At 34.0% G+C, this 23,983-nt stretch carries 19 protein-coding genes; 13 read left to right on the top strand and 6 right to left on the bottom strand.

Annotated features, from left to right (window positions below):
- Positions 1-11 precede the first annotated feature (11 nt).
- Complete coding sequence (locus QMA06_RS04055) at positions 12-3,992, bottom strand: reprolysin-like metallopeptidase (protein ID WP_290205572.1); 3,981 nt, start codon at positions 3,990-3,992, stop codon at positions 12-14.
- A gap of 127 nt (positions 3,993-4,119) precedes the next feature.
- Here QMA06_RS04055 and QMA06_RS04050 point away from each other — a divergent pair, with 127 nt between their 5' ends.
- The 11 genes from QMA06_RS04050 to QMA06_RS04000 all read left to right on the top strand — a co-directional run bounded on the left by QMA06_RS04050 (position 4,120) and on the right by QMA06_RS04000 (position 15,457).
- Complete coding sequence (locus QMA06_RS04050; protein ID WP_290205571.1) at positions 4,120-5,028, top strand: bifunctional riboflavin kinase/FAD synthetase; 909 nt, start codon at positions 4,120-4,122, stop codon at positions 5,026-5,028.
- Positions 5,021-6,340, top strand: a complete 1,320-nt coding sequence (locus QMA06_RS04045; RefSeq protein ID WP_290205570.1) for an HTTM domain-containing protein — start codon at positions 5,021-5,023, stop codon at positions 6,338-6,340. The genes QMA06_RS04050 and QMA06_RS04045 overlap by 8 nt, the downstream gene beginning before the upstream one ends.
- Before the next feature lie 243 nt (positions 6,341-6,583).
- Positions 6,584-7,855, top strand: a complete 1,272-nt coding sequence (gene serS, locus QMA06_RS04040) for a serine--tRNA ligase (RefSeq protein ID WP_290205569.1) — start codon at positions 6,584-6,586, stop codon at positions 7,853-7,855.
- Positions 7,856-8,278: 423 nt separating this feature from the next.
- Entirely contained in the window at positions 8,279-10,060 is a 1,782-nt protein-coding gene (locus tag QMA06_RS04035) for a tetratricopeptide repeat protein (RefSeq protein ID WP_290205568.1), read from the top strand.
- Between the two features lie 57 nt (positions 10,061-10,117).
- Positions 10,118-10,438, top strand: coding sequence for a DUF4286 family protein (locus tag QMA06_RS04030; RefSeq protein ID WP_290205567.1), 321 nt, complete (start codon positions 10,118-10,120; stop codon positions 10,436-10,438).
- 213 nt (positions 10,439-10,651) lie between these two features.
- Positions 10,652-11,428 carry a 16S rRNA (adenine(1518)-N(6)/adenine(1519)-N(6))-dimethyltransferase RsmA gene (gene rsmA / locus QMA06_RS04025; RefSeq protein ID WP_290205566.1) on the top strand — a complete coding sequence of 259 codons (777 nt, stop codon included), beginning with the start codon at positions 10,652-10,654 and terminating at the stop codon, positions 11,426-11,428.
- A 104-nt stretch (positions 11,429-11,532) separates the two neighbouring features.
- Entirely contained in the window at positions 11,533-12,903 is a 1,371-nt protein-coding gene (mgtE, locus tag QMA06_RS04020) for a magnesium transporter (RefSeq protein ID WP_290205565.1), read from the top strand.
- Between the two features lie 213 nt (positions 12,904-13,116).
- The gene (locus QMA06_RS04015; protein ID WP_290205564.1) at positions 13,117-13,482 is read left to right on the top strand and encodes a cupin domain-containing protein; all 366 of its coding nucleotides are present in this window, start codon (positions 13,117-13,119) and stop codon (positions 13,480-13,482) included.
- Between the two features lie 64 nt (positions 13,483-13,546).
- Positions 13,547-14,485, top strand: a complete 939-nt coding sequence (locus tag QMA06_RS04010) for a 2-hydroxyacid dehydrogenase (RefSeq protein ID WP_290205563.1) — start codon at positions 13,547-13,549, stop codon at positions 14,483-14,485.
- A gap of 26 nt (positions 14,486-14,511) precedes the next feature.
- Positions 14,512-14,967: a DUF1801 domain-containing protein gene (locus tag QMA06_RS04005; RefSeq protein WP_290205562.1), complete on the top strand. Its 456-nt coding sequence runs from the start codon at positions 14,512-14,514 to the stop codon at positions 14,965-14,967.
- A 103-nt stretch (positions 14,968-15,070) separates the two neighbouring features.
- Entirely contained in the window at positions 15,071-15,457 is a 387-nt protein-coding gene (locus QMA06_RS04000) for a VOC family protein (protein ID WP_290205561.1), read from the top strand.
- Between the two features lie 77 nt (positions 15,458-15,534).
- Here the strand turns inward: QMA06_RS04000 and QMA06_RS03995 are convergent, their stop codons facing one another.
- The 3 genes from QMA06_RS03995 to QMA06_RS03985 are packed head-to-tail and all read right to left on the bottom strand — an operon-like array spanning position 15,535 to position 19,113.
- Positions 15,535-17,367 carry a lysophospholipid acyltransferase family protein gene (locus QMA06_RS03995; RefSeq protein WP_290205560.1) on the bottom strand — a complete coding sequence of 611 codons (1,833 nt, stop codon included), beginning with the start codon at positions 17,365-17,367 and terminating at the stop codon, positions 15,535-15,537.
- Between the two features lie 19 nt (positions 17,368-17,386).
- Positions 17,387-18,637: an aspartate kinase gene (locus tag QMA06_RS03990; RefSeq protein WP_290205559.1), complete on the bottom strand. Its 1,251-nt coding sequence runs from the start codon at positions 18,635-18,637 to the stop codon at positions 17,387-17,389.
- Entirely contained in the window at positions 18,637-19,113 is a 477-nt protein-coding gene (locus QMA06_RS03985) for a GNAT family N-acetyltransferase (RefSeq protein ID WP_290205558.1), read from the bottom strand. Before QMA06_RS03985 ends, QMA06_RS03990 begins: the two co-directional genes overlap by 1 nt.
- Positions 19,114-19,240: 127 nt before the next feature.
- On the opposite strand from QMA06_RS03985, the gene fbp reads away from it, so the two are divergent.
- Positions 19,241-20,257, top strand: coding sequence for a class 1 fructose-bisphosphatase (gene fbp, locus QMA06_RS03980; protein WP_290205557.1), 1,017 nt, complete (start codon positions 19,241-19,243; stop codon positions 20,255-20,257).
- A 198-nt stretch (positions 20,258-20,455) separates the two neighbouring features.
- On the opposite strand, the gene pckA is transcribed toward fbp, so the two are convergent.
- The gene (gene pckA, locus QMA06_RS03975; protein WP_290205556.1) at positions 20,456-22,072 is read right to left on the bottom strand and encodes a phosphoenolpyruvate carboxykinase (ATP); all 1,617 of its coding nucleotides are present in this window, start codon (positions 22,070-22,072) and stop codon (positions 20,456-20,458) included.
- Between the two features lie 65 nt (positions 22,073-22,137).
- Positions 22,138-22,527, bottom strand: a complete 390-nt coding sequence (locus QMA06_RS03970; RefSeq protein ID WP_290205766.1) for a DUF423 domain-containing protein — start codon at positions 22,525-22,527, stop codon at positions 22,138-22,140.
- A gap of 81 nt (positions 22,528-22,608) precedes the next feature.
- Here QMA06_RS03970 and QMA06_RS03965 point away from each other — a divergent pair, with 81 nt between their 5' ends.
- Positions 22,609-23,973 carry a saccharopine dehydrogenase family protein gene (locus QMA06_RS03965; protein WP_290205555.1) on the top strand — a complete coding sequence of 455 codons (1,365 nt, stop codon included), beginning with the start codon at positions 22,609-22,611 and terminating at the stop codon, positions 23,971-23,973.
- The last annotated feature ends 10 nt before the right edge of the window (positions 23,974-23,983 follow it).

The raw sequence follows: 23,983 nt of genomic DNA, 5'->3' as shown, positions 1-23,983 counted from the left end.
TTACATTGTTATTAATGCACTACTATTTTCTTAATAGTTTGTTGAAGTCCATTTTTAACTTTTACTAGATATACTCCAGACTGAACTTGATTCAAATCAATTAGTTCATCAAAAATCTGTGCAGAATTAAATCGTTTTTCAAAAATGATTCTACCGTTAATATCGAAAACGGAAATTTCAATTTTATTAGATTTAGGATTACTTTGCATTGAAATATTAAAGGTCCCATTATTAGGGTTTGGATAAATATTCAATCCCATATCATTTGCCACCGGTTCTACAGATAACGTTGGCAACACGCATAAATCTAATGTGAATTCATCGATAGATCCACCATCGTCATTAGCATCATCAATAACAGTTAAAGTCCAATCTCCCGCGGCCTGTTCCCCGTAAAATGTCGATATATCTCCTTCAGGAATAAAGCTGCCAGTAAATGGTGCTACACCAGTTATAATTGATGTAGTCGTTTCACCGTCAAATATCGTATTTGTATAATTATCACCCTCACCACCATTATCTGTTGATAATTCTACAACCGTTCCATTAGGACTAGTTAAAGAAATATCTAAATCGGAAGTATAAGAATGTGGAATATTAATTAAAACATTCACATCATAAACCGAACCTTCATCGGTAATCGTTATTACAGAGGAATAGCTTACACCACCAGTCTCCGTAATTACAATTGGAGTATCAGTTGCTGAAGTCAAGGTACATTCAAAATCACAAACATCTCCTATGCCATTATTATCTACATCAGCTTGATCTGTGTTAGCATTTAATGGACAGTTATCGTTACCATTCAAAATTGTATCACCATCAATATCATCATCACACACATCACCAATACCATCATTGTCTAAATCGGCCTGATCAGCGTTTGCTGTCATCGGACAATTATCTATATCATTAGGTATACCATCATTATCATCATCAGCTTGCTCAATACCACAAATAGACAATGACCAACTCATAAGTGCACCATTTACAAAACGTTCAGTATCCGATACATTTAACCTCCAATCTCCCCCTGAAAGACTACCATTTAATATAGACAAACCTTCCTCTGGCTGAAATGATCCGGTAAAAGGTGCTGAACCTGCTAATATTGATGATGTGACGTCATCATCAAAAACGGTATCTATATACCCGTTGCCGTTGCCACCGTTATTTTGAGAAAGTAATATCTCTGTTCCGTTTGGCGCAATTAATTTTAAAGTAACATCTCCTACCCAGTTGTGAGATACATTAACTGTAACATCAATATCAGTAATAATAGAAGGAACTGGTACATTTATAACCGAATTTACACCCGTACCATTGAAATCTGGAATCGCAAGTGGTGTATCAGTTGCATTATAAAATGCACAAGAAATGTTGGCTGTTGTAAAACTTGCCTGTGTATAATTTCCCGAACCGCACGCATTAGTACTTCTCACTCTCCAAAAATAGGTAGTTGAAATATCTAACGTTGCTATTGTAAATATCGGATTTACCATATCAGATGCAGCAACAATATTAGTGAATGCTGCCTCTGTTGCTATATCAATTTCATAAGAGGTGGCGTTTGTATCCGCATCCCAAGTAAATACAAAATCATCAACAGGTATTTCAGTAGCATCATTAGCAGGTGTAAGTAAATTCAAATCTGAAAAATTAGTATCAAATACATCAAATTCAACATCAGCCGTTTTTGTAATCCCCCCAGAAGTACCAACTACAGTTATTGGGTAGTTACCTATCGCTAAATTCTCAATACCATTTACAGTAACCGTAACAAAAGTATCATCTATACTAGCAGATGACGGAGAAAATGATGCACTAGCTCCGGTTGGTAATCCTGTAACGCTAAAAGTCGTACTATCTGCGAATCCTAAAAATGTATTATAAGTAAAGGTAAACTCGGCATCATCTGGGGAACAAACAGCTATAGAACTTTCAGCGACGTTTAAAACAAATTCAGATTCTTGTATGGTTATATTCGTTGAATTTATAGCATAAAAAATATTATTATTGCCTTCTACTTTAATTCTAACAATAGAAGAATCTTCATCTATAAGAGGTACGGTAATCGAATGTGATCCGTCATTGGGCACATTATTAGCAATTTCAATAGGAAAAGTATAGCCGCCATCGGTGGATAATAATATATTTACTGTTGGTGTATTTACAGCACCACCATCAGTATTCGCAACGTCCCAAGTAATAGTTTGATTAGAACCTGCATCCCAAATATCATTGGAAGTTTGAGAGGTAACCACAAAAGGACCTGATTCGTTATCAACGGTCACTTGCATAATGTCAAAATCATTTTGAGGCATTTGCCCAACACCATTAGCTTCACTACGATCTCTCACCGTTAATGCAAAGTTTAAAGTTCTCCCAATATTAGAAACTGTTTCCCAAGATGAATTATCGGGAGTTATGGTTGGATTCGTCTCAGTTAATTGACCAGTAATTACGCGGTCAATAATTGGCATATATCGATCTGGAGATAAATTTGGAGGTCTTGATCTCCAAACAGCACCTGTAGCTTTATCAGGTCCAAAACTGTTAAATGTTGTTGTTCCATTATCAATTTGCTCCCATGTATAGGATAACACGTCACTGCCATCTGCATCAGTAGCAGATCCTTTTAGCACAAATGCAGTTCCTACAGGTATTGTATAATCTAATCCTGCATTCGCCACTGGAGGATTATTTGAAATAGCCGTACTTGTCCAGCATGTCTTTCCATCCAAGTTATCTAATATTTGTGCAATACTATAGACATGAAAATAAGGATCGGAATGCCTTTGCACGTTATTTCCTCCAGTTATACCTGCGTAACCCATAATCGTTGTTCCACTTCCTGGTTCGGCATTAACCCCAGCTCCTTCAGAAACATGAGAATACGTATGGTTGGCACCTATTTGATGACCTATTTCATGAGCCGCAAAGTCGATATCAAAAAAATCGGTCATAAAAGGACCTCCATCAAAATCTGTAAAGGCATGCGATGTAAACGCACTTCCCTTTTGTCCATCTACACAGACACAACCGATACAGCCTGCATTTCCATTATTATTTTCATATAATTCTTCACGATGAAATAAATGACCAATATCATAATTGTCTTCGCCAAAATTATTAGTTAAATTTGCCTGTAATTCTGAATTAAAATTACCCGAATACGGATCTGTACTAGCATCTGGATATATAAATTCAGTACCTGATACTAAAGTAAAAGATACAGCCATATCGACTTCGTACAATTCATTAATTCGATTTAAAGTTGATACAACTTGAGCAAATGCATCGTCTTGAGCCGATCCATTACTAGCATCACCATCGTCCCAAAAGTTAGTATATTCGCCTGTAGTATTAATTGCTATTCTAAATGTTCTTAAAATTTGGTCATTGGCATCTCTCTGAAAAGATCCGCTACCGTCATTTCTTAAAAAGCTATCGTCTGTTAAACATTTAAAATCCTTTAAATTTTCAGTTCTTGCAGCTCTACTATATACCATATAATTGGATGCATCCGTTTTACTTAATGGTACTAAAAAATTTAATGGTGCTTCTGGATATGTCACCATACTTTGTAATCCTTGAGGTGTAACTGTAAAACGAGCTCTGACACCAGGGTTTTTCGCACTAACTCCTAAATAGGTTTTTATATTTGGGTGCGCTTGTGCCAATTCAGGAGATAAAAGTGAAGTTTCGACCACCATAAATTGTTCTAATTCGCCTGATATATTTGGAAGGTAAATTATAGAATTAGATGTTGCATTTGTCTCAGATCGCAAAGGAGCATTTGTAAGTTGTGCTTTAAATGCCGCAATGTCTAACTGATAGGTTTGATAATGTTTTTCATTAAGTTTCGTTTTTTTTGCACTAGCATTCAAATTATTGTTAGCTGTTTTCTGCCAATAACTCTGTTGCGCTGATATAGAAAATACAGTTAAAAATAAGGATAATGCCAAAACAAAATGTAGCTTTGTTTTCATAAATGTTTATATAAAAATTAAGGTTTGTCGAATTTAATGTTTTTTTATTAAACATTCCTTAAAATGGACGCCTCCAGATGATTTTTGGAATAATAATGTATAACCAACACTTCTTAAATAAAACCACTTGACTTCAATTTCAGCGAAAGCAACAACCATAGGCACTTTTGATGGCGTACATATTGGACACCAAAAAATACTGAAACAAGTGGTGCAACTCGCAAAAGCAAAAGGGTATGTACCCGTGGTTTTAACTTTATTTCCGCATCCAAGAATGGTACTTCAAAAAGACGATTCTATTAGATTGCTAAATACTATAGAAGAACGCGTAGCACTTCTAAAATCTGTTGGTATAGAAGAAGTTATTGTTAAACAATTTACTGCAGAATTCGCCAATCTTTCTGCCAATGATTACGTAAAACAAATTTTAGTTGATGAATTAAACACCAAGCATATAGTTATTGGTTACGATCATCATTTTGGTAGAAACCGTAGCGCCAATATTAACGACCTCAAGTCGTTTGCTGATTTACACGATTTTAAAGTAGACGAAATATCCGCCCAAGACATTGAAAATGTAACCGTTAGCTCTACTGAAATTAGAACCGCCTTAAATAATGGCGAAGTGGAATTGGCCAATTCTTATTTGGGATATAATTTCTTTATTACAGGAACAGTAATTAATGGAAAAGGATTGGGAAGAACGATTGATTTTCCAACAGCAAATATTCACATTACTGCAACTTATAAACTTATTCCAAGTGATGGCGTCTATGTGGTAAAATCTCAAATTGAAGATAAATTAATTTTTGGGATGATGAATATTGGCACAAATCCGACTGTTGATGGCAAAACCCGTTCTATCGAAGTCCATTTTTTCAACTTCAATAAAGATATTTATAATCAAGAGTTAAAAATAGAATTCCTCAAGCGCCTTAGAAGTGAAGTAAAATTCAAAAATATTGAAGCTCTAAAAATGCAGCTTAAGAAAGATATGGAGAACGCTTCAAAATTTATTACCTCATCAAATGCATAAATTCCTATTTAGACATATCGACAATTCCGGACTCATCGTTTTTAGAATAATCTTTGGGTTGCTGTGCGCATTAGAAGCTTTTGGTGCCATTTTCACGGGTTGGATAAGACGAACTTTAGTAGAACCCGATTTTACATTTTCTTTTATTGGGTTCGAATGGCTACAACCCCTTCCTGGCAATTGGATGTATGTTTACTATGCGGTTATGGGAACTCTCGGGCTCTTTGTAATGTTGGGTTATAAATACAGATTGAGCATGTTGATGTTCGCTTTAATGTGGACGGCAACTTATCTCATGCAAAAGTCATCTTATAACAATCACTATTATTTATTGGCGCTTTTAAGCTTTTTAATGGCCTGTTTTCCAGCCAATCGCTATGCTTCAATTGATGCCAAATTAAATCCTTCACTTAGTAGTATATCAATGCCAAGTTGGTGCAAATGGGTGTTTGTACTTCAATTATTTATAGTGTATACATATGCTTCGGCTGCAAAATTCTATCCCGATTGGTTAGATGCTTCAGTTATGGAAATTCTTATGAGAAGCAAAGCCGATTATTATGTTGTTGGTGATCTTCTACAGAATAAAACTGTACATTATATCTTAGCCTATGGAGGTATTCTTTTTGATGGTTTAATTATTCCATTACTACTGTTTAAACCCACTCGGAAATATGCCTTTTTCATTTCTATTTTCTTTCATCTGTTTAACTCCTTTATTTTTCATATTGGTATTTTTCCTTATTTATCGTTGGCGTTTAGCTTGTTCTTTTTTGAACCGAAAACGATTCGGAATATATTTTTGAGAAATAAACCCTATTATGAAGCTGATGACGTAATTATACCTAACCACAATAAGATACTAATTTCACTTTTTTCAGTATACTTTATAGTTCAAATTGCATTACCATTAAGACATCACTTTTTTGAAGACGACGTGTTATGGACAGAAGAAGGCCATCGCTTGTCTTGGCGAATGATGTTGCGTTCTAAAAGTGGGAGAACCACATACAAAATTGTTAATGCTGAAACCAATGAAGTTATCCCTATTAAGTTAGATGATTATTTAACTAAAAAGCAACAGCGTGGTGCCAACACTAAGCCCGATATTATTTGGCAATTTTCACAGCATCTTAAACAAGATTTTGCTAAAAAAGGGGTTCCTATAAAAGTCTTTGTACACTCATATGTCCGAGTTAATGGGAAACCTAGACAACAGCTTATTGACCCTAAAGTGGATATTGCTAATGAGGAATGGCATCATTTTAGCCATCATGATTGGATTTTGTCTTCTGAGAAGAATTTAGAGTAGATTGATATTAAAAGTGCAATCACGATTTTTACTATTCTCACTAACCCGTCTGAACAAAACATATAGTGTCTTTAAGCTAAATTTCATGAGTTGTACACATATCATTCGAGATAATTCATAATTCATGCGCTTCTGTAGTGTCTCATTTAAAATAGCTCATTTTATATTTTTTCTCACTCAATTTCTTTTTACTTTTGTGCCTTGTATTTCTTACGTTAGTTGGCGTAAACTTAAAATAGAACTATGTTACAAGTTGCTTTTATTAAAGAAAATAAAGAAGATATCATTGCACGTTTAGCCAAACGAAATATTGATGCGACGCTAATGATTAACGATGCTATTGCTTTTGATGAAGATCGAAAAGCACTTCAGACATCATTAGATAACAGTAAAGCAGAATCAAACGCTTTATCTAAAGAAATTGGTAACTTATTTAAGTCTGGCGAAACACAAAAAGCAAATCTTTTAAAGGAAAAGACCACACAGTTAAAGGAAGCAACTAAAAATTTTGAACAAGAACTTAACGCTAAAGTCGAAGCACTTTCTGAATTATTGTACAAAATACCGAATGTTCCTAACCCTGTTGTGCCAGCTGGAAATACAGATGAAGATAATGAGGAAACCTTCAGAGAAGGAGACATCCCTAAATTGCATGATAATGCTTTACCTCACTGGGAATTAGCAAAAAAATACAACATTATCGATTTTGAATTAGGAAATAAAATTACTGGTGCTGGATTTCCGGTTTATATAGGAAAAGGTGCAAGATTACAACGTGCACTTATCTCCTACTTTTTAGATAAAAATACCTCTGCGGGTTACACAGAATATCAAGTACCACATTTAGTCAACGAAGCTTCAGGTTTTGGCACTGGTCAATTGCCAGATAAAGAAGGACAGATGTACCATGTAACAGCAGATAATTTATATTTAATTCCAACGGCAGAAGTACCAGCCACCAATATATTTAGAGATTCACTTTTAAATGAGAGTGATTTACCTATAACCATTACTGGTTATACTCCATGCTTTAGACGTGAGGCAGGTAGTTATGGAGCCCACGTACGCGGACTAAACCGCTTGCACCAATTTGATAAAGTTGAAATATTAAGAGTTGAACATCCTGATAATTCTTATAAAGCTTTGGACGGCATGGTTAGCCACATTAAAAGCATTTTACAAGATTTGAAATTACCTTACCGAATCTTAAGATTGTGTGGTGGAGATTTAGGTTTTACCTCGGCACTCACTTACGATTTTGAAGTGTTTTCTACAGCTCAAGACCGATGGTTAGAAGTATCTTCGGTTTCAAATTTTGAAACTTTTCAAGCGAACCGTTTAAAATTACGATTTAAAAATAACGACGGTAAAAACGAATTATGCCATACACTCAACGGAAGTGCGTTAGCTTTACCTAGAATTTTAGCAGGTATTTTAGAAAACTATCAAACAGAAGATGGTATAAAAATACCAGAGGTTTTAATACCCTATACAGGTTTCGATATGATATCTTAAAGTAGCTTATAATTTTAATAATGAAATTTTGTTAAATTTTATTGTTTTTTGTCGATTATTTTGACGTTTCTTCGTTTTATTTAAAATTATTTTAGAAGTTCGTATTCCCTAACAAGAATAACCTAATTATGAAAAATTTAAAACGAATTGTATTACTCGTTTCATTGATTGTAATGGTAAGCAAAGTTTTGTTTTAATTATTTAGTTAATAGAACAAAACCAAGACAGAATAACTGAATCATATTTTACAAAAAATAATGGTTAATAGCACATTTATTTTGCTGGTGAAGATGCCTAAACGTAAGTTTAGGCATTTTTTTTTATAAAAACTTTTACAACATCTAGGTTTAGCATTTATTATATTTACACATCTTTAGATCTATGTAATATTAATCTCAAAGGATTCTCCATAAAAATAAATACATGCGACAGCGCTTTTTTATCTTACTTTTACTAATAGGCTACTACTCTAGTTTTGCGCAAAATAGCGAAGCACAAGCAGAAAGTTATTATAAAAAAGGGGAATTCAAGAAAGCACTAATCATTTATGAAAATCTCTTCAAAATAAAATACAGTTATCAATATATTGATAAATTGGTGGATATTCATCAGCAATTAGAACAGTATAACGAAGCTGAAAACATTCTTACCGACCATTTAAAAAAACATCAAAATCCCATAATGATGGTCGCTTTAGGCTATAATTATCAACTTAAGAACAATTTAGAACAAGCCAATAAGCATTATGAAGAAGCAATAGCCTATGCTGACGAAAAACCCAATTACATTTATGCTATTGCGAGAAGATTTGAAGATTATTCACTTCAAGATCACGCCATTCGACTATACGAAAAAGGCAAAACCTTAACACCAGATAGAGACTATAGTATTCAATTGGCCCGCATCTATGGAGATCAGGGTGATATAGAGAAAATGTTTCAAAATTATATTGAGTATATCGACTATAAACCTAATTACCTCAATAATATTAAGCGTTCTATTAGCGATTTTATTTCCGAAAATAAAGATAATGAAAGTAATATTTATTTAAGAAGATCATTATTAAAAAAGATTCAGCAAGAACCAAAACCGTATTGGTATGAAATGTTAAGTTGGTTGTACGTTCAAGAAAAAGCCTATAATAAGTCATTTATTCAAGAAAAAGCACTTTACAAACGTAACCCTGAGAGCTTAGATCGTATTATCGAACTCGCGTTAACGGCAAGAAAAGACAATAATGATGAAACAACTAAAGCAATTTTTAATTATATTTTAGAAACCACTCAAGACCAATCAACCGCCTTAACGGCGCATCAATATCTCTTAGAAATCGATTCAAAAAATGCCGATCAAAACACGTTGAACAGTATTGATAAGAGATACCAAAATCTTTTTGTAGAATTTGGTAAGTCACAACTCACAATTCCGTTACAATTAGCCTATGGTAAATTCTTGGCTTTCGATAAAAAAGATACCAAAACAGCCACACAGTTTCTAAAGCAAAGTTTAAATTTAAACCTGTCAAATGACCGGCAAGCCAAAATAAAACTATTATTAGCTGATATTTTGGTGCTTCAAGAAAAGTTCAATGAAGCCTTGATTTTTTATTCTCAAATTCAAGCCGAACTAAAAAATAGTACCATTGCACAAGAAGCCCGATTTAAAGTCGCAAAAACAAGCTATTACAAAGGTGATTTTGATTGGGCAGAATCGCAACTAAAGATATTAAAATCATCAACATCGCAGTTAATTGCTAATGATGCCTTAGACTTAAAACTACTAATCACAGACAATAAATTTGAAGATAGCCTGCAAACCTCATTAAAATTATTTGCCAAAGCTGATTTATATGCGTTTCAGAACAAAACTGACGATGCCATTTCACTTTTAGCCAAAATTTTAGAAGGACATAAAGGAGAAAGCATTACAGACCAAACGCTTTATAAACAAGCAAAACTTTATGAACAGAAAAAACAATACAGCAAGGCAGAGGCTAACTATTTAGAAATTATTAAAGATTACGGAGACGATATTCTAGCGGATAATGCCTACTATTATTTGGCCGAATTATATTATACACATTTGGGGCAACCTGAAGAAGCGAAGCTACTCTACGAAAAAATTATTTTTGAGCATCAAGACAGTATTTATTTCATTGAAGCACGACGAAAGTTTAGGATGTTGCGTGGTGATACAATTAATTAATTCCAAAAACTTAAGTTTCATTAGAATTTGGTACTTTTAATATAAATATTATAATTTATGATTATTTACAATGTCACAGTGAATATAGACAAAACTATAACCGAAGATTGGCTGAAATGGATTAAAACACACATTCCACAAGTCTTAGCAACTGGTAAATTTAAAGAAGCTAAACTCACTAAAGTTCTGGTAGACGATGATGAAGCCGATACCTATTCCATTCAGTATAGAGCGCATAGTCGAGAAGCTTTAGATGATTATTATGTTAACGATGCACCTGGATTTAGAAAAGCAGGGCTCGATCGTTTTGCTGATAAAATGTTAGCGTTTAGAACTGAATTAGAGATTGTAGATGAATTTTCTGAGGCTTCTAAATAATAAAGTCTCATGATAAGTCCTAATATAAATCTACTACTATAAATTTCTATTTTTTTAAAGACTGGCATAGTATTCTTATAATTTTAGAAATCTTATGTGGTTCGACTTCAATAATTAAATACAATAACAGTTAACTACTTTTTCTATTAAAACTGAAGTAAAGCGTATCTTTACACAATATTCACGTTGCTCCTTTGCGAGAAAAAGAAACAGATGACAGTTAAAGCAAAAAAACACCTCGGACAACATTTTCTAGAAGACGAATCCATTGCACAAGACATAGCAAATAGTCTTTCCTATAAAGGCTACAATGATGTATTAGAAATCGGCCCAGGCATGGGAGTTCTTACCAAATATCTTCTAAAAAAAGATATAACTACGCATGTTATTGAAATCGATACCGAGTCTGTAGAATATTTAAAAAATAATTACTTAAATCTTGCCGATAGAATCATAGAAAAAGATTTCTTAAAATACGATTTAAATCTTGTTTTCAATGATAAACCGTTTGCAATCATAGGCAATTTTCCTTACAATATATCTTCCCAAATACTATTTAAAACTTTAGAAATGAGACATCAAATTCCGGAGTTCTCAGGTATGTTCCAAAAAGAAGTTGCGAAGCGTATCTGTTCAAAAGAAGGTTCAAAGGTATATGGTATTTTATCCGTATTAACCCAAGCATTTTATGAGGCAGAGTATTTATTTACAGTTCCACCAAGTGTTTTTAATCCTCCACCAAAAGTAGATTCTGGTGTATTATTACTTAAACGAAAAGAAAATTTCACGTTACCTTGCGATGAAAAATTATTCTTCCGAGTTGTAAAAACTGGGTTTCAACAACGTAGAAAAACATTACGAAATAGTTTAAAAACCTTTAATCTATCGGATAATTTAAAAGCAAATACTATATTTGGGCAGCGACCAGAACAATTGAGTGTATCACAATTTATTGAGCTGACTTCGCTTATTGAAAAAGACACAGAATAAACGGTATTGCGAGAACGAAGTACTTAGTCATCTCATCAATCTTAGTATTAAGTGAACCCGATTGCTTTACTTCATTCTTAATATAATAAACCCTAAACCACAGCGTGGAAGACATCCAAGAAAACATACAATTTCAGCTCACAGATGAACTAATTGAAAAGGTAGAAATCCTTATCGAAGACCAAAAAGATAATGATTTAAATACCTTATTAAAAGAGTATCACCATGCCGATATTGCAGAAATTCTAGATGATTTAGATCTCGATGATGCGGTATATGTCATTAAACTTCTCGATTCTGAAACCACTTCAGAAATCCTCATGGAACTCGACGAGGACATTAGAGAAAAGATACTTGGCAATCTTTCTACAAAAGAAATTGCCGAAGAAGTTGAAGAGCTAGATACCGATGATGCGGCAGATATGATTGCCGAACTACCAGAGGAGAGGCAAGCCGATGTTATTTCTCAAATCGAAGACGAGGAACACAGAGAAGAAATTCAAGAACTTCTGGCCTACGACGAAGACACAGCAGGTGGTCTTATGGCTAAAGAACTCGTTAAAGTATATGAAACTTGGACTGTTGCAGGTTGTTTGCGCAGAATTAGAGGTCAGGCAAAGGATGTTACTAGAGTGCATTCCGTTTACGTTGTAGATAAACAAGATAAACTTATTGGCAGATTATCATTAAAGGATTTAATCACCTCTAAAAGTGATCAAAAAATTGCAGATATCGCAAAAGACAATGTAGATTGGGTAAATGTTCATGATGATGTAGAAGACGTCGCCAGGGTTATGGCAAAATACGACTTGGAAGCCATTCCAGTTGTCGATAACAACCAAGTTTTATTAGGTAGAATTACTATTGATGATATCATCGATGTTATTAGAGAAGAAGCGGATAAAGACTACCAGTTAGCCGCTGGTATTTCGCAAGATGTTGAAGCAGACGATAGTATTTTACAGCTCACAAGGGCTCGTTTACCATGGTTGTTTCTCGGTTTAATTGGAGGCGTTGGAGCTTTCTTAATTATGGAAGGTTTTCACGACGCATTCGAAAAATATGCTGTTCTATTCTTTTTTACACCATTAATTGCGGCTATGGCAGGTAACGTTGGAGTACAATCGAGTGCTATAATTGTACAAGGTTTGGCCAACGATGATATAAAAGGCAGCGTCAACAATAGATTAATAAAAGAAATGCTTCTTGCCGCTCTCAATGGCACTATTTTAGCCCTGTTTCTATTCTTATTTGTTTGGGTTACCAAAGGCGATTTTTACACCGCTTTGGCAATTTCCGTATCCTTAATTGCCGTTATCATTGTGGCCGGACTCATAGGAACTTTTGTTCCTTTATTTTTAAACAAAAGAGGTATAGATCCCGCCATAGCTACAGGTCCTTTTATCACCACGAGTAATGATATTTTCGGAATTCTAATCTATTTTTGGATTGCTAAGTTAATTTTGGGGATTTAATAATTTTTGGGCGTTACGCTACTTCGCTAGCCAACGTTTACATGCATATTGCGTAAAGAATACGCTGCGTAGCGTCAGGCTCTCACTACTCGCTTTTTGCAAAAAAGCAAAAGAGCTCAAACATGCCGTTCCATCCCTAACGCAGTCACGATTATTAAAGTGTTTTAAAACAAACTCCATTAAATCGCTAAAAAATCTTCGTAACTTTACTTTATGAAACCTATAAATATCTTAAAAAAATTTACCAAATTCAGTAAAAATTGGCACCCACATCAAATCGCTGTGGTAGATAATATGCAAGTCATTCTCGCCAAATTAAAAGGAGAATTTGTTTGGCATAGCCATGCTGATGAAGATGAATTATTTCAAGTTATAAAAGGCACCCTATATATGCAATTTAGAGATAGAACCGAAGTGGTAAACGAAGGAGAAATAATTGTTGTTCCTAAAGGGGTAGAACACAATCCAATAACAAAAAATAACGAAGAAGTTCACGTACTTTTATTTGAAAAACTAAGCACATCGCATACTGGCAATGTTGAACATGAACGTACACAATCAGAATATCCTAAAATATAATGAATACTATAGATCTAGCAAATCTTAAAATAAAAAATAGATAACTGCTTGCGCAGGCGATCCTATGAAAATATTACACTTAGACTCAAATCATCCACTTCTCATTGACCAGCTCAATGAGTTAGGATTTACCAATCACGAAGATTACACGTCATCAAAATCTGAAATCGAAGCCAAAATCGCAGATTACGATGGTTTTATAATTCGAAGTCGATTCACCATTGATAAACCATTATTAGACGCCGCAAAAAACCTGAAATTCATTGGTAGAGTTGGTGCAGGCTTAGAAAACATAGATGGCGATTATGCTGAAAAAAAAGGTATTTGTTTAATTTCTGCACCAGAAGGCAATCGTAATGCCGTTGGTGAACACTCCTTGGGCATGTTATTATCACTATTTAATAAACTCAATAAAGCGGATAAGGAAGTTAGACAAGGTAAATGGTTACGGGAAGATAATCGAGGATTAGAACTAGACGGTAAAACTATTGGTCTCATTGGTTATGGTAATATGGGCAAAGCGTTCGCTAAAAAATTAAGAGGTTTTGAGGTAGAAGTATTATGCCACGATATAAAAACGGATGTCGGGGATGCCAATGCTAAACAAGTAATTCTCGAAGAATTAAAAGCCAAAGCAGATGTATTAAGCCTGCATACACCACAAACTGATTTGACTTTAAACATGGTCGATTCAGAATTTATAAATGGCTTCAAAAAATCTTTTTGGCTTATAAATACAGCACGAGGTAAATCTGTAGTCACCAAAGATTTAGTCTCAGCATTGAAATCCGGAAAAATTCTAGGTGCAGGATTAGACGTTTTAGAATACGAAAAAGCCTCTTTTGAGAACCTGTTCTCTTCAGATAACATGCCAGAGGCTTTTCAGTATTTAATAAAGTCCGAAAACGTTTTGCTAACTCCTCATGTTGCTGGCTGGACGGTTGAAAGTAATATTAAACTCTCACAAACTATTGTCGATAAAATTAAAGCAAAATTCAACTAACTAAAAGTAGTACTAAACGGACAAGCATGACCTCAAAAGCAACAACATCAGAAGAATATATCGCACAACTTCCAGAAGATCGGAAAGCTCCAATTACCAAACTGAACAACTTGATAAAAAAACACATGCCTAAAGGTTTAGAAGCCGGAATAGGTTATGGAATGCTAGCCTATTATGTACCTAAGTCCATATATCCTGCGGGTTATCATTGCAAACCTTTTCCTCCATTACCTTTTATAAGTTTAGCCTCTCAAAAGAATTTTATAGCGCTGTATCATTCAGGCATTTATGCCAAAAAGGAATTGCACGATTGGTTTGTTGCCGAATATCCTAAGCACTGTAATTACAAATTAGACATGGGAAAAAGTTGTGTACGTTTTAAAAAAATGGACGATATCCCTTATGATTTAATTGAAGAGTTAATGGGAAAAATGTCTGTGGAAGAATGGATAGACATATATGAAAAAACTATAAAAAAGTAATTTTTTATTAAAGCTACAAAACATTTAAAACAAATAGATTTCACTTAGTTGGGATTAACTTCAAATAGATTGCCACTTTCGTGGAAACAAAAATAAATATTCGATGAAAAAAAGAGTCACAGGAATTGGTGGATTATTCTTTAAAACCAAAGATCCAAAAGCAGCAAAAGATTGGTACAAAAAACATCTCGGTTTTAATACCGATGACTATGGCTGCACTTTTTGGTGGAAAGATAAAGAAGAAAATGATTGTTCAACCCAATGGAGTCCGTTTGCAGAAGACACTAAATATTTTGAGCCTTCAAAAAAAGACTTTATGTTTAATTATAGAGTTGAAAATTTAGAAGAATTGCTCGCTACATTAAAAGAAGAAGGAGTCACCATTGTAGGAGAAATGGAAACGTACGATTATGGAAAATTCGGCTGGATTCTCGATAACGATGGTAACAAAATAGAACTTTGGGAACCTATTGACGCTGCTTTTAAATAAAAGGTTAGAACTATTAGTGATATTAAAATTTTAACGATAGAATTTAAATACATTGAAAATAAGGATGAAACTACCCCTTATTTATCCTCATGATTATCTGCTAACTTACGCTCGAGTTCCGCCTGAAATTCTTCCATAACAGGTCTAACGGTACTTTCTGGTAAATCTGCGATTTTAATATACATTAAACCATCGACCGCATTATTAAATAGAGGATCTACATTAAATGCGACAAGTTTCGCATTTTGTTTTATGTACTTTTTAAGTAAAACGGGCAATCTTAAGGCTCCTGGTTCTACTTCATCTATAATTTTATCAAATTTATTTAGATCGGCTTCTGTTTCATCGAACACAAATTCTTTATCGGCATCTTGTAGCTTTACCTTAAATTCCTTCTTCGGATGTACATATTGCGCTACATATGGATCGTAGTAATGTGATTTCATAAACTCAATCATCAAACTCTTAGAAAAGTTAGAAAATTGATTACTTATACTAACTCCACCAATTAAATATTTATGTTCAGGAAATCGCAATGTAATGTGTACAATACCTTTCCAAAGTAAAAATAAGGGCATCGGTTTTTGTTGGTATTCTTTAATGATGAATGCGCGACCCATTTCTATGGATTGGCTCATCATTTTATGTAATTCAGGTTCAAATCGAAACAAATCTTGCAAATAAAATCCATCGATGCCAAATCGTTTATAAATTTGAGAACCCATACCCATTCTATACGCACCTGCTATAACATTTTTTTCATTATCCCATAGAAACATATGATGATAATACGTGTCAAATTTATCTAAATCTATAGCTTCATTGGTGCCTTCTCCTACTTCTCTAAATGTAATTTCTCTAAGCCTTCCTATTTCTCGTAAAATATTAGGAATATCTTTAGGTGGCGCTAAAAACACTTCGTAATTTTTACTTTCTAATAGTCTAAAATCATTTACTCTAAGTTTATCTAACTCAGCAATCATCATTTTAGGTGCAATAGGAGTTACAATACGTTTAGGAATTTTTGCGACTTTTAACTGCGATTGAATATTATCTAATATCTTAGGTTTATCTTCAAAAGTTTTAGATAACATGTAAGTTTTACGCCTCAAAAATTCTGAAAATTCTTGAAGACTTGGGTGTTCGTTTTGGTCTTTTAAGGAAATTGCTTTTCCTACTCTAACTTTTATTACACGACGTTTTTGTGTTAATAATTCAGAAGGTAATTTAGCCGTTCTCAACGTATCACTCAGTTTAGAAAGCCTATAGAACAATCGACTATTTTTAGCATGAAAATAAATAGGCACTACAGGAACCTCAGCTTTTTGAATTAGTTTCATTGCGGCTGCTTCCCATTCTTTATCTACCACCAATTTTCCATCTCTATAAGTAGATACTTCGCCAGCGGGAAATACACCTAAGGGATGACCCGCTCTTAAATGTTTTATCGCATTTTTAAAACCAGCAATACTACTTTTTACATCCTTTCTTTCTTCAAAAGGATTTACCGGCATTATATAGGATTTAAGAGGCTCGATACGGTGTAGCAAGAAATTAGCAATGATCTTAAAATCGCTGCGCTGTTCTAGCATCAGTTTTAATAATAAAATTCCATCAATGCCACCAAGCGGATGATTAGAAATCGTAATATAAGGACCTTCCTTTGGCAGACGTTTCATGTCTTCTTCCGGAATTTCAAACTTTATTTGAAATTCATCCAAAATACCATCCAAAAATTCGAGTTCACTTAGATGTTTATTGCGATTATAAATTTTATTTAAGGTCGATATTTTGAGTACTTTCATTAGTATCCAGCCAGAAAACGTACCCAAAAAACCATACTTATCAGTATGGATTGCTTTTGCTACTTCTTTTGCAGTTACTAAACCTGTATCAGACGATTTCCCCATACGACAAATGTAGTGAAGTTTATTTAGTTACGATTTGTACTGTTCCTTGCGCTAATTGCTTTAATAATACCGTTTTATCTTTTTCAAGCTCTTGTATAGCGCTGTCATTATAGTGCCTAATGGTGTATAAATTCACATTTTGATGACAGGTGACTTGAAATTTTGCTTTTAGATGTTGCAGTAATCGTTCTAAATTATCATATAAATTATCAATACAAACAGAAAAACTTATCGCTGAATTCTGAATAACATCAACCTTCATTTTATATAAATGCAATAAACTAAAAATATCACTAATATTTTCTTCCATGATATATGAAAAATCGAGTGATGATAACGAAATTAAAATCTGATTTTTTTTAACTATAAAACATGGAATTTCTGGCACCAAAGCTTGTCCTTTACTTACACAAGTGCCAGCGCCTTCTGGATTTAAAAATGATTTTACATACAGCGGAATTTCTTTGCGCTGCAACGGCTGAAGCGTTTTAGGGTGAATTACGGAAGCCCCATAAAAAGCCAACTCAATAGCTTCTCTATAAGAAATTTGATGCAATAATTGTGCATTATCAAAATAGCGAGGATCCGCATTTAATACGCCAGGAACGTCTTTCCAGATTGTGACACTATTAGCATTTAGGCAATACGCAAAAATCGCCGCAGTATAATCACTACCTTCTCTACCTAAGGTTGTTGTAAAATTATTAGCATCGCTACCTAAAAATCCTTGCGTTATATTTAAAATATTAGTATCTAAATTAAGTGCAATATTCTCTTGAGTCGTTTCCCAATTCACATTTGAGCGTCTGTAGTAATTATCCGTTTTTATAAATTCCCTAACATCGACCCATTTATTTATTATGCCAATATCATTGAGATAATGACTAATAATTGTTGACGAAATGAGCTCACCAAAACCAATAGTTTGATCATATACATAATTATAATCTGGTGACTTATTACTTTTAAAAAACGCATTTAGCTCATCGAAAAGTAGTTTTATATCTGTAAATACTTCATGATGTTTATTCTGGAATAATTTTACGAGAAGGTCATTATGATCTTTCATGATCTCGTGAATGGCACCTTGTAATTCTGATTTGTTTTCAAAATAGTTTTTGATAACTAACTCCATTCGATTGGTTGTTTTTCCCATAGCAGAAACCACAACTAACGTATTGTCATATCCGGTAGTTTGTAAAACTTTTGCTAAGTTTTTTACCCCATCGGCATCTTTAACTGAAGCACCCCCAAATTTGTAAATACGCATTATAATTGGTTTATATAGTTTATAATACCGTTTTCATCTAAATGTACCACATTCCAATCGCGCATAACATTGGCTCCTTTACGCTCATAAAATTGTATGGCGGAATCATTCCAATCTAAGACTTCCCAGGATACTCGTTTTACGCCTAATTGATTGGCGTGTTTAATGACCGCATCTAGTAATTGCGTTCCTAAACCTGTTCCTCGACATTTTTCGCTAACAATAAGATCTTCTAAATGCAAAACTTCTCCTTTCCAAGTGGAGTATCTAGGATATACCAAAGCAATACCTTCAATTGTATGGCTGACATCTATAACGAAGCAGGTAAATTTTGGTTTAGTGCCAAAACCATCATTTTCTAAATCAGATACATTAATTTCTACAGCATCTGTTTCCTTTTCAAAAAGTGCCAGTTCTTGAATGAGTTCTAAGACTCTTGGCATATCTTGTTTGTTGGCTAATCTTGGTTGGTTCATCGCTAAAGTAAAAGTAAGTTCAAATATAAACCAACTCGGTTGACCTAACAATTAATTTAAATAACGAAAACGTTATAGTTTGTTAAAAAATGCGATATTTGTGACTAATAATCAATAAAAACACTTTATGTCTAATTCTAAACTCAACCAAACCTTAGGTGAATTTATCATTGAAAATCAATCGTCTTTTAAATACTCATCCGGCGAACTCTCAAGACTTATAAATTCTATCCGTTTGGCGGCCAAAGTGGTAAATCACGAAGTAAATAAGGCGGGGTTAGTAGATATCATTGGCGCTGCAGGTGACACAAATATACAAGGTGAAGATCAGCAGAAACTAGACGTTTATGCTAATGTTAAATTTATTCAAACCATGACAAAACGAAATATTGTTTGTGGTATTGCGAGTGAAGAAGAAGATGATTTTATTGCTATTAATAGCCAAGACGAAAACAATCAGAATAAATATGTAGTGCTCATTGATCCATTAGATGGGTCGTCTAATATTGATGTTAACGTATCTGTTGGAACTATATTTTCTGTTTTTAGACGTGTTACTCCTGTTGGCACACCTGTTACGATTGACGATTTTTTACAAAAAGGAAACAAACAGGTAGCTGCAGGCTATGTTGTTTACGGAACATCTACAATGTTGGTTTATACAACTGGAGATGGTGTTAATGGATTTACTTTAAATCCTGCTATAGGTACTTTCTATTTATCGCATCCTAATATGGAATTTCCTGAAAACGGAAACATTTATTCCGTTAATGAGGGGAATTATATTCATTTCCCGGTAGGCATCAAAAAATATATAAAGTATTGTCAAGAAGAAGAAGGTGACCGACCTTATACATCTCGATACATAGGTTCGTTGGTCTCTGATTTTCATAGAAATATGATTAAAGGAGGAATTTATATGTATCCAAAAAGTTCAAAGAACGCTAAAGGAAAGTTACGTTTATTATATGAGTGTAATCCTATGGCTTTTCTAGCCGAACAAGCTAAAGGTAAAGCCAGTGATGGTTTTACCAGAATTATGGATATTGAACCTACAGAATTGCACGAGCGAGTTCCATTTATTTGTGGGAGTAAGAATATGGTAGAAAAAGCCGAAGAATTTATGCGAGACAATACGATTTAAACTGTATTAATGTTCTCAATTTTACACGAAACACTAATGGTTTAAATTTCACCTATTCAATTATAATTTTCTCTGTTAAAATTAAAATTGAAACCAAATGTTTAAAATTTAAGGAGCTCAAGTCTTTTGAACTTTATATACAGGAAAAACAAAAAAGCAACCCAAAGAGGTTGCTTTTTTATTATTTAAAAATAAGTATTAAAATGCATAACGTTGTGGTCCACCACGTCGCACCTCTTCTGATGCATAAGATTCAAACTTTTTAAAATTCTCTCTAAATGCATTCGATAATTTAAACGCCATTTTATAATACGATTCATCATCATTCCAAGTTGTTCTAGGACTCAACACTTCTGTCGGTACTCCTGGGCATGTTCTTGGTTGTGCCACCCCAAATACGGAATGGATATGGTAATTTTCATAGCTATAATCTTTTAAATCACCATTTAAAGCCGCATTAATCATAGCTCGAGTATATTTCAATTTCATACGTGTGCCAACACCATAAGGACCACCGGTCCAACCTGTATTTACTAACCACACATTAACACCTGCTTCTAACATTTTTTTACTCAACATATCTGCGTATTCCGTAGGATGTAATGGCATAAATGGAGCTCCGAAACATGCTGAAAAACTAGGAACAGGTTCCACTACTCCAGCTTCAGTTCCAGCAACTTTAGCGGTATAACCAGAAATAAAGTGATAGGCTGCCTGACTCGGAGTCAATTTAGATATCGGAGGCAACACACCAAACGCATCTGCAGTTAAGAAAAATATATTTTTTGGGTCTTTTCCTATAGATGGTTTTTTAATATTATCGATATGGTATATTGGATAGCTAACCCTTGTATTTTGGGTAATAGACGTATCAGCAAAATCAACGTCGCCGTTATCATCCATAATAACATTTTCTAAAATCGCTCCTTTTTTTATAGCGGCAAAAATTTCTGGTTCTTGTTCTTGTGATAGGTTGATAACTTTAGCATAACAGCCGCCTTCAAAATTAAATACCGAATTTTCCTTAGTCCATCCGTGTTCATCGTCACCAATTAAACTACGATTAGGATCTGTAGAAAGCGTTGTTTTTCCTGTACCTGATAAACCGAAGAAAATTGCAGTATCATCGTCTTTACCTACATTAGCACTACAGTGCATAGGTAAGGTGTTTTTAAATACAGGAAGAATAAAATTCAATGCGGAAAAAATTCCTTTTTTAATTTCACCTGTATAACCCGTTCCTCCAATTAAAGCAATCTTACGTGTAAAATCTAAGATCGCAAAGTTATGTTGGCGTGTCCCATCTACCTCCGGATCTGCCATAAATCCTGGTGCATTTACCACAGTCCATTCTGGTGAAAAGTCTTTTAATTCATTTTCCGTAGGACGTAAAAACATATTATAAGCAAACATGTTACTCCAAGGATATTCATTTATGACTCTTATATTTAACTTGTAATTTTCATCTGCACATGCATAGCTATCTCGTACATAAATTTCTTTTTCAGATAAATAATCAACCACTTTATCATAAAGTTTCTGAAATTTATCACTCTCAAACGGAATATTAATATTTCCCCACCAAACCTTATCTTCAGTAATATTATCCTTTACGATAAATCTGTCCATTGGAGAACGACCAGTAAACTCACCTGTATTAACCGCTAAAGCACCTGAAGATGCTTCTACACCTTGACCTTTAGAGATGGTTTCAGCATGAAGTTCATCCGAAGATAATTGATAGTTGACTTTTGCATTTTTAATTCCATATTGGTCTAACGAAATCGTTTTCGCTGATTGAGAATGGTTTGCCATAATATTTGTGTTGTTTTATGCTGCAAAATTAAAATTTTATTTTGAAACAACCGTAATGAATTCCATTAATCCACTTTACCATTTATAATCCCTACCAACATAACAATCCAAGCTACAATGAGTAGTAAGCCTCCAACGGGTGTTATTAAGGCAATGGTTTTAAAATCAAAGGTCGATAATGTATTTGTTGCCAATCCATATATAGAACCCGAGAAGAATATAACCCCACAAAGCACTAAATAAAATACTATCTTTTTCGTTCTTAATTTCAAAAAGGAAGTAGCTCCCAAAATAATAAGAAAAAAGGCATGATATATTTGATATCGCACACCTGTTTCAAACGAATTAATAGCCTCAACATCAACTAACTTCTCTAAACCGTGTGCAGCAAATGCACCTAAAACTATCCCTAAAATCCCTAAAATAGCTCCTGCAATTAGTAATTTCCTATTCATAATAAAAAGTCGTTTTCGGTTTTTATTGCCTGTTGTATTTCTTACTTTCGTGACTACAAATTTAGACATATATACCTAATTATGCGAAACATTTTAATCATTGGTGCTGGGAAATCTTCATCATATCTTATAAAATATTTACTCGATAAATCTCAATCTGAAAACCTTAGAATTACTATTGGTGATCTCAATATAGAAAATGCCAAACAGCTTGTTGGCAATCATCCTAATACAAACATTATTCACTTAGATGTGTTTAATGCGGAATCGAGAATGGCTGCCGTTAAAAAAGCAGACATAGTGATTTCAATGCTTCCAGCACGTTTTCATATTGAAGTAGCCAAAGATTGTATTTCCTATAAAAAGAATATGGTTACGGCTTCTTATGTTAGTCCAGAAATGCAGGCCTTAGATGAAGACGCTAAAGCGAACAATCTCATTTTTATGAATGAAATCGGGGTAGATCCGGGTTTAGATCACATGAGTGCGATGAAAGTTATAAATCATATAAGAGAGAAAGGTGGAAAACTGATTTTATTTGAATCTTTTACAGGGGGTTTAGTCGCGCCTGAAAGCGATAATAACCTTTGGAATTATAAGTTTACATGGAATCCTAGAAATGTCGTGGTTGCCGGACAAGGAGGAGCCGCCAAGTTTCTCCAAGAAAATCAGTTTAAATATATTCCCTATAATCGTTTGTTTAGACGTACTGAATTTTTAGATGTTGAAGGGTACGGACGCTTTGAAGGTTATGCCAACAGAGATTCACTAAAATACCAGCAAGTGTATGGTTTAGACCATATTAAAACGTTATACAGAGGCACCATGCGACGTGTTGGTTTTAGCCGCGCTTGGAACGTTTTTGTGCAGTTAGGCATGACTGACGATAGTTATACTATTGACGACAGTATTAACATGAGTTATCGCGATTTTGTTAATTCTTTTTTACCTTATAGCCCCACCGATTCTGTGGAACTTAAATTTAGACATGCACTGAAAATCGACCAAGACGACATTGTTTGGGATAAATTTTTAGAGCTCGATATTTTTAATCCGAAAAAAATGGTAACGCTAGACAAAGCGACACCTGCTCAAATTCTACAGAAAATCTTAACGGATAGCTGGACGCTTAGTCCAAATGATAAAGACATGATAGTGATGTATCATAAATTTGGTTACGAACTCAATGGTGAGAAACATCAAATTGATTCTACTATGGTTACCCTTGGCAAGGATCAAACTTATACTGCCATGTCAAAAACAGTTGGTTTACCTGTAGCCATCGCCACGCTAGCTATATTGAATGGTACAATTAAAACACCTGGGGTTCAAATTCCAATTACCAAAGAAGTTTATACTCCTATTTTAGAAGAGTTAGAATCTTATGATATAACTTTTAAAGAGTACGACGTGCCTTATTTAGGCTACAACCCTTTAAATATATAATTAAAAGAAT

This window comes from Winogradskyella bathintestinalis, from assembly GCF_030407435.1.
GTDB classification, from domain to species: Bacteria; Bacteroidota; Bacteroidia; order Flavobacteriales; family Flavobacteriaceae; genus Winogradskyella; species Winogradskyella bathintestinalis.
This window is presented reverse-complemented; position numbering and strand designations above follow the sequence as displayed.

Bases quoted from the DNA above. Each gene is read 5' to 3' on its own strand.
- QMA06_RS04035 (WP_290205568.1), top strand. From the start codon at position 8,279: ATGCGACAGCGCTTTTTTATCTTACTTTTACTAATAGGCTACTACTCT.
- QMA06_RS03990 (WP_290205559.1), bottom strand. From the start codon at position 18,637: ATGCGTATTTACAAATTTGGGGGTGCTTCAGTTAAAGATGCCGATGGG.
- QMA06_RS04015 (WP_290205564.1), top strand. From the start codon at position 13,117: ATGAAACCTATAAATATCTTAAAAAAATTTACCAAATTCAGTAAAAAT.
- QMA06_RS04045 (WP_290205570.1), top strand. From the start codon at position 5,021: ATGCATAAATTCCTATTTAGACATATCGACAATTCCGGACTCATCGTT.
- QMA06_RS04055 (WP_290205572.1), bottom strand. From the start codon at position 3,992: ATGAAAACAAAGCTACATTTTGTTTTGGCATTATCCTTATTTTTAACT.
- QMA06_RS04010 (WP_290205563.1), top strand. From the start codon at position 13,547: ATGAAAATATTACACTTAGACTCAAATCATCCACTTCTCATTGACCAG.
- QMA06_RS04030 (WP_290205567.1), top strand. From the start codon at position 10,118: ATGATTATTTACAATGTCACAGTGAATATAGACAAAACTATAACCGAA.
- QMA06_RS03965 (WP_290205555.1), top strand. From the start codon at position 22,609: ATGCGAAACATTTTAATCATTGGTGCTGGGAAATCTTCATCATATCTT.
- QMA06_RS04000 (WP_290205561.1), top strand. From the start codon at position 15,071: ATGAAAAAAAGAGTCACAGGAATTGGTGGATTATTCTTTAAAACCAAA.
- pckA (WP_290205556.1), bottom strand. From the start codon at position 22,072: ATGGCAAACCATTCTCAATCAGCGAAAACGATTTCGTTAGACCAATAT.
- QMA06_RS04005 (WP_290205562.1), top strand. From the start codon at position 14,512: ATGACCTCAAAAGCAACAACATCAGAAGAATATATCGCACAACTTCCA.
- rsmA (WP_290205566.1), top strand. From the start codon at position 10,652: ATGACAGTTAAAGCAAAAAAACACCTCGGACAACATTTTCTAGAAGAC.
- fbp (WP_290205557.1), top strand. From the start codon at position 19,241: ATGTCTAATTCTAAACTCAACCAAACCTTAGGTGAATTTATCATTGAA.
- QMA06_RS03970 (WP_290205766.1), bottom strand. From the start codon at position 22,527: ATGAATAGGAAATTACTAATTGCAGGAGCTATTTTAGGGATTTTAGGG.
- QMA06_RS03985 (WP_290205558.1), bottom strand. From the start codon at position 19,113: ATGAACCAACCAAGATTAGCCAACAAACAAGATATGCCAAGAGTCTTA.
- serS (WP_290205569.1), top strand. From the start codon at position 6,584: ATGTTACAAGTTGCTTTTATTAAAGAAAATAAAGAAGATATCATTGCA.
- QMA06_RS03995 (WP_290205560.1), bottom strand. From the start codon at position 17,367: ATGGGGAAATCGTCTGATACAGGTTTAGTAACTGCAAAAGAAGTAGCA.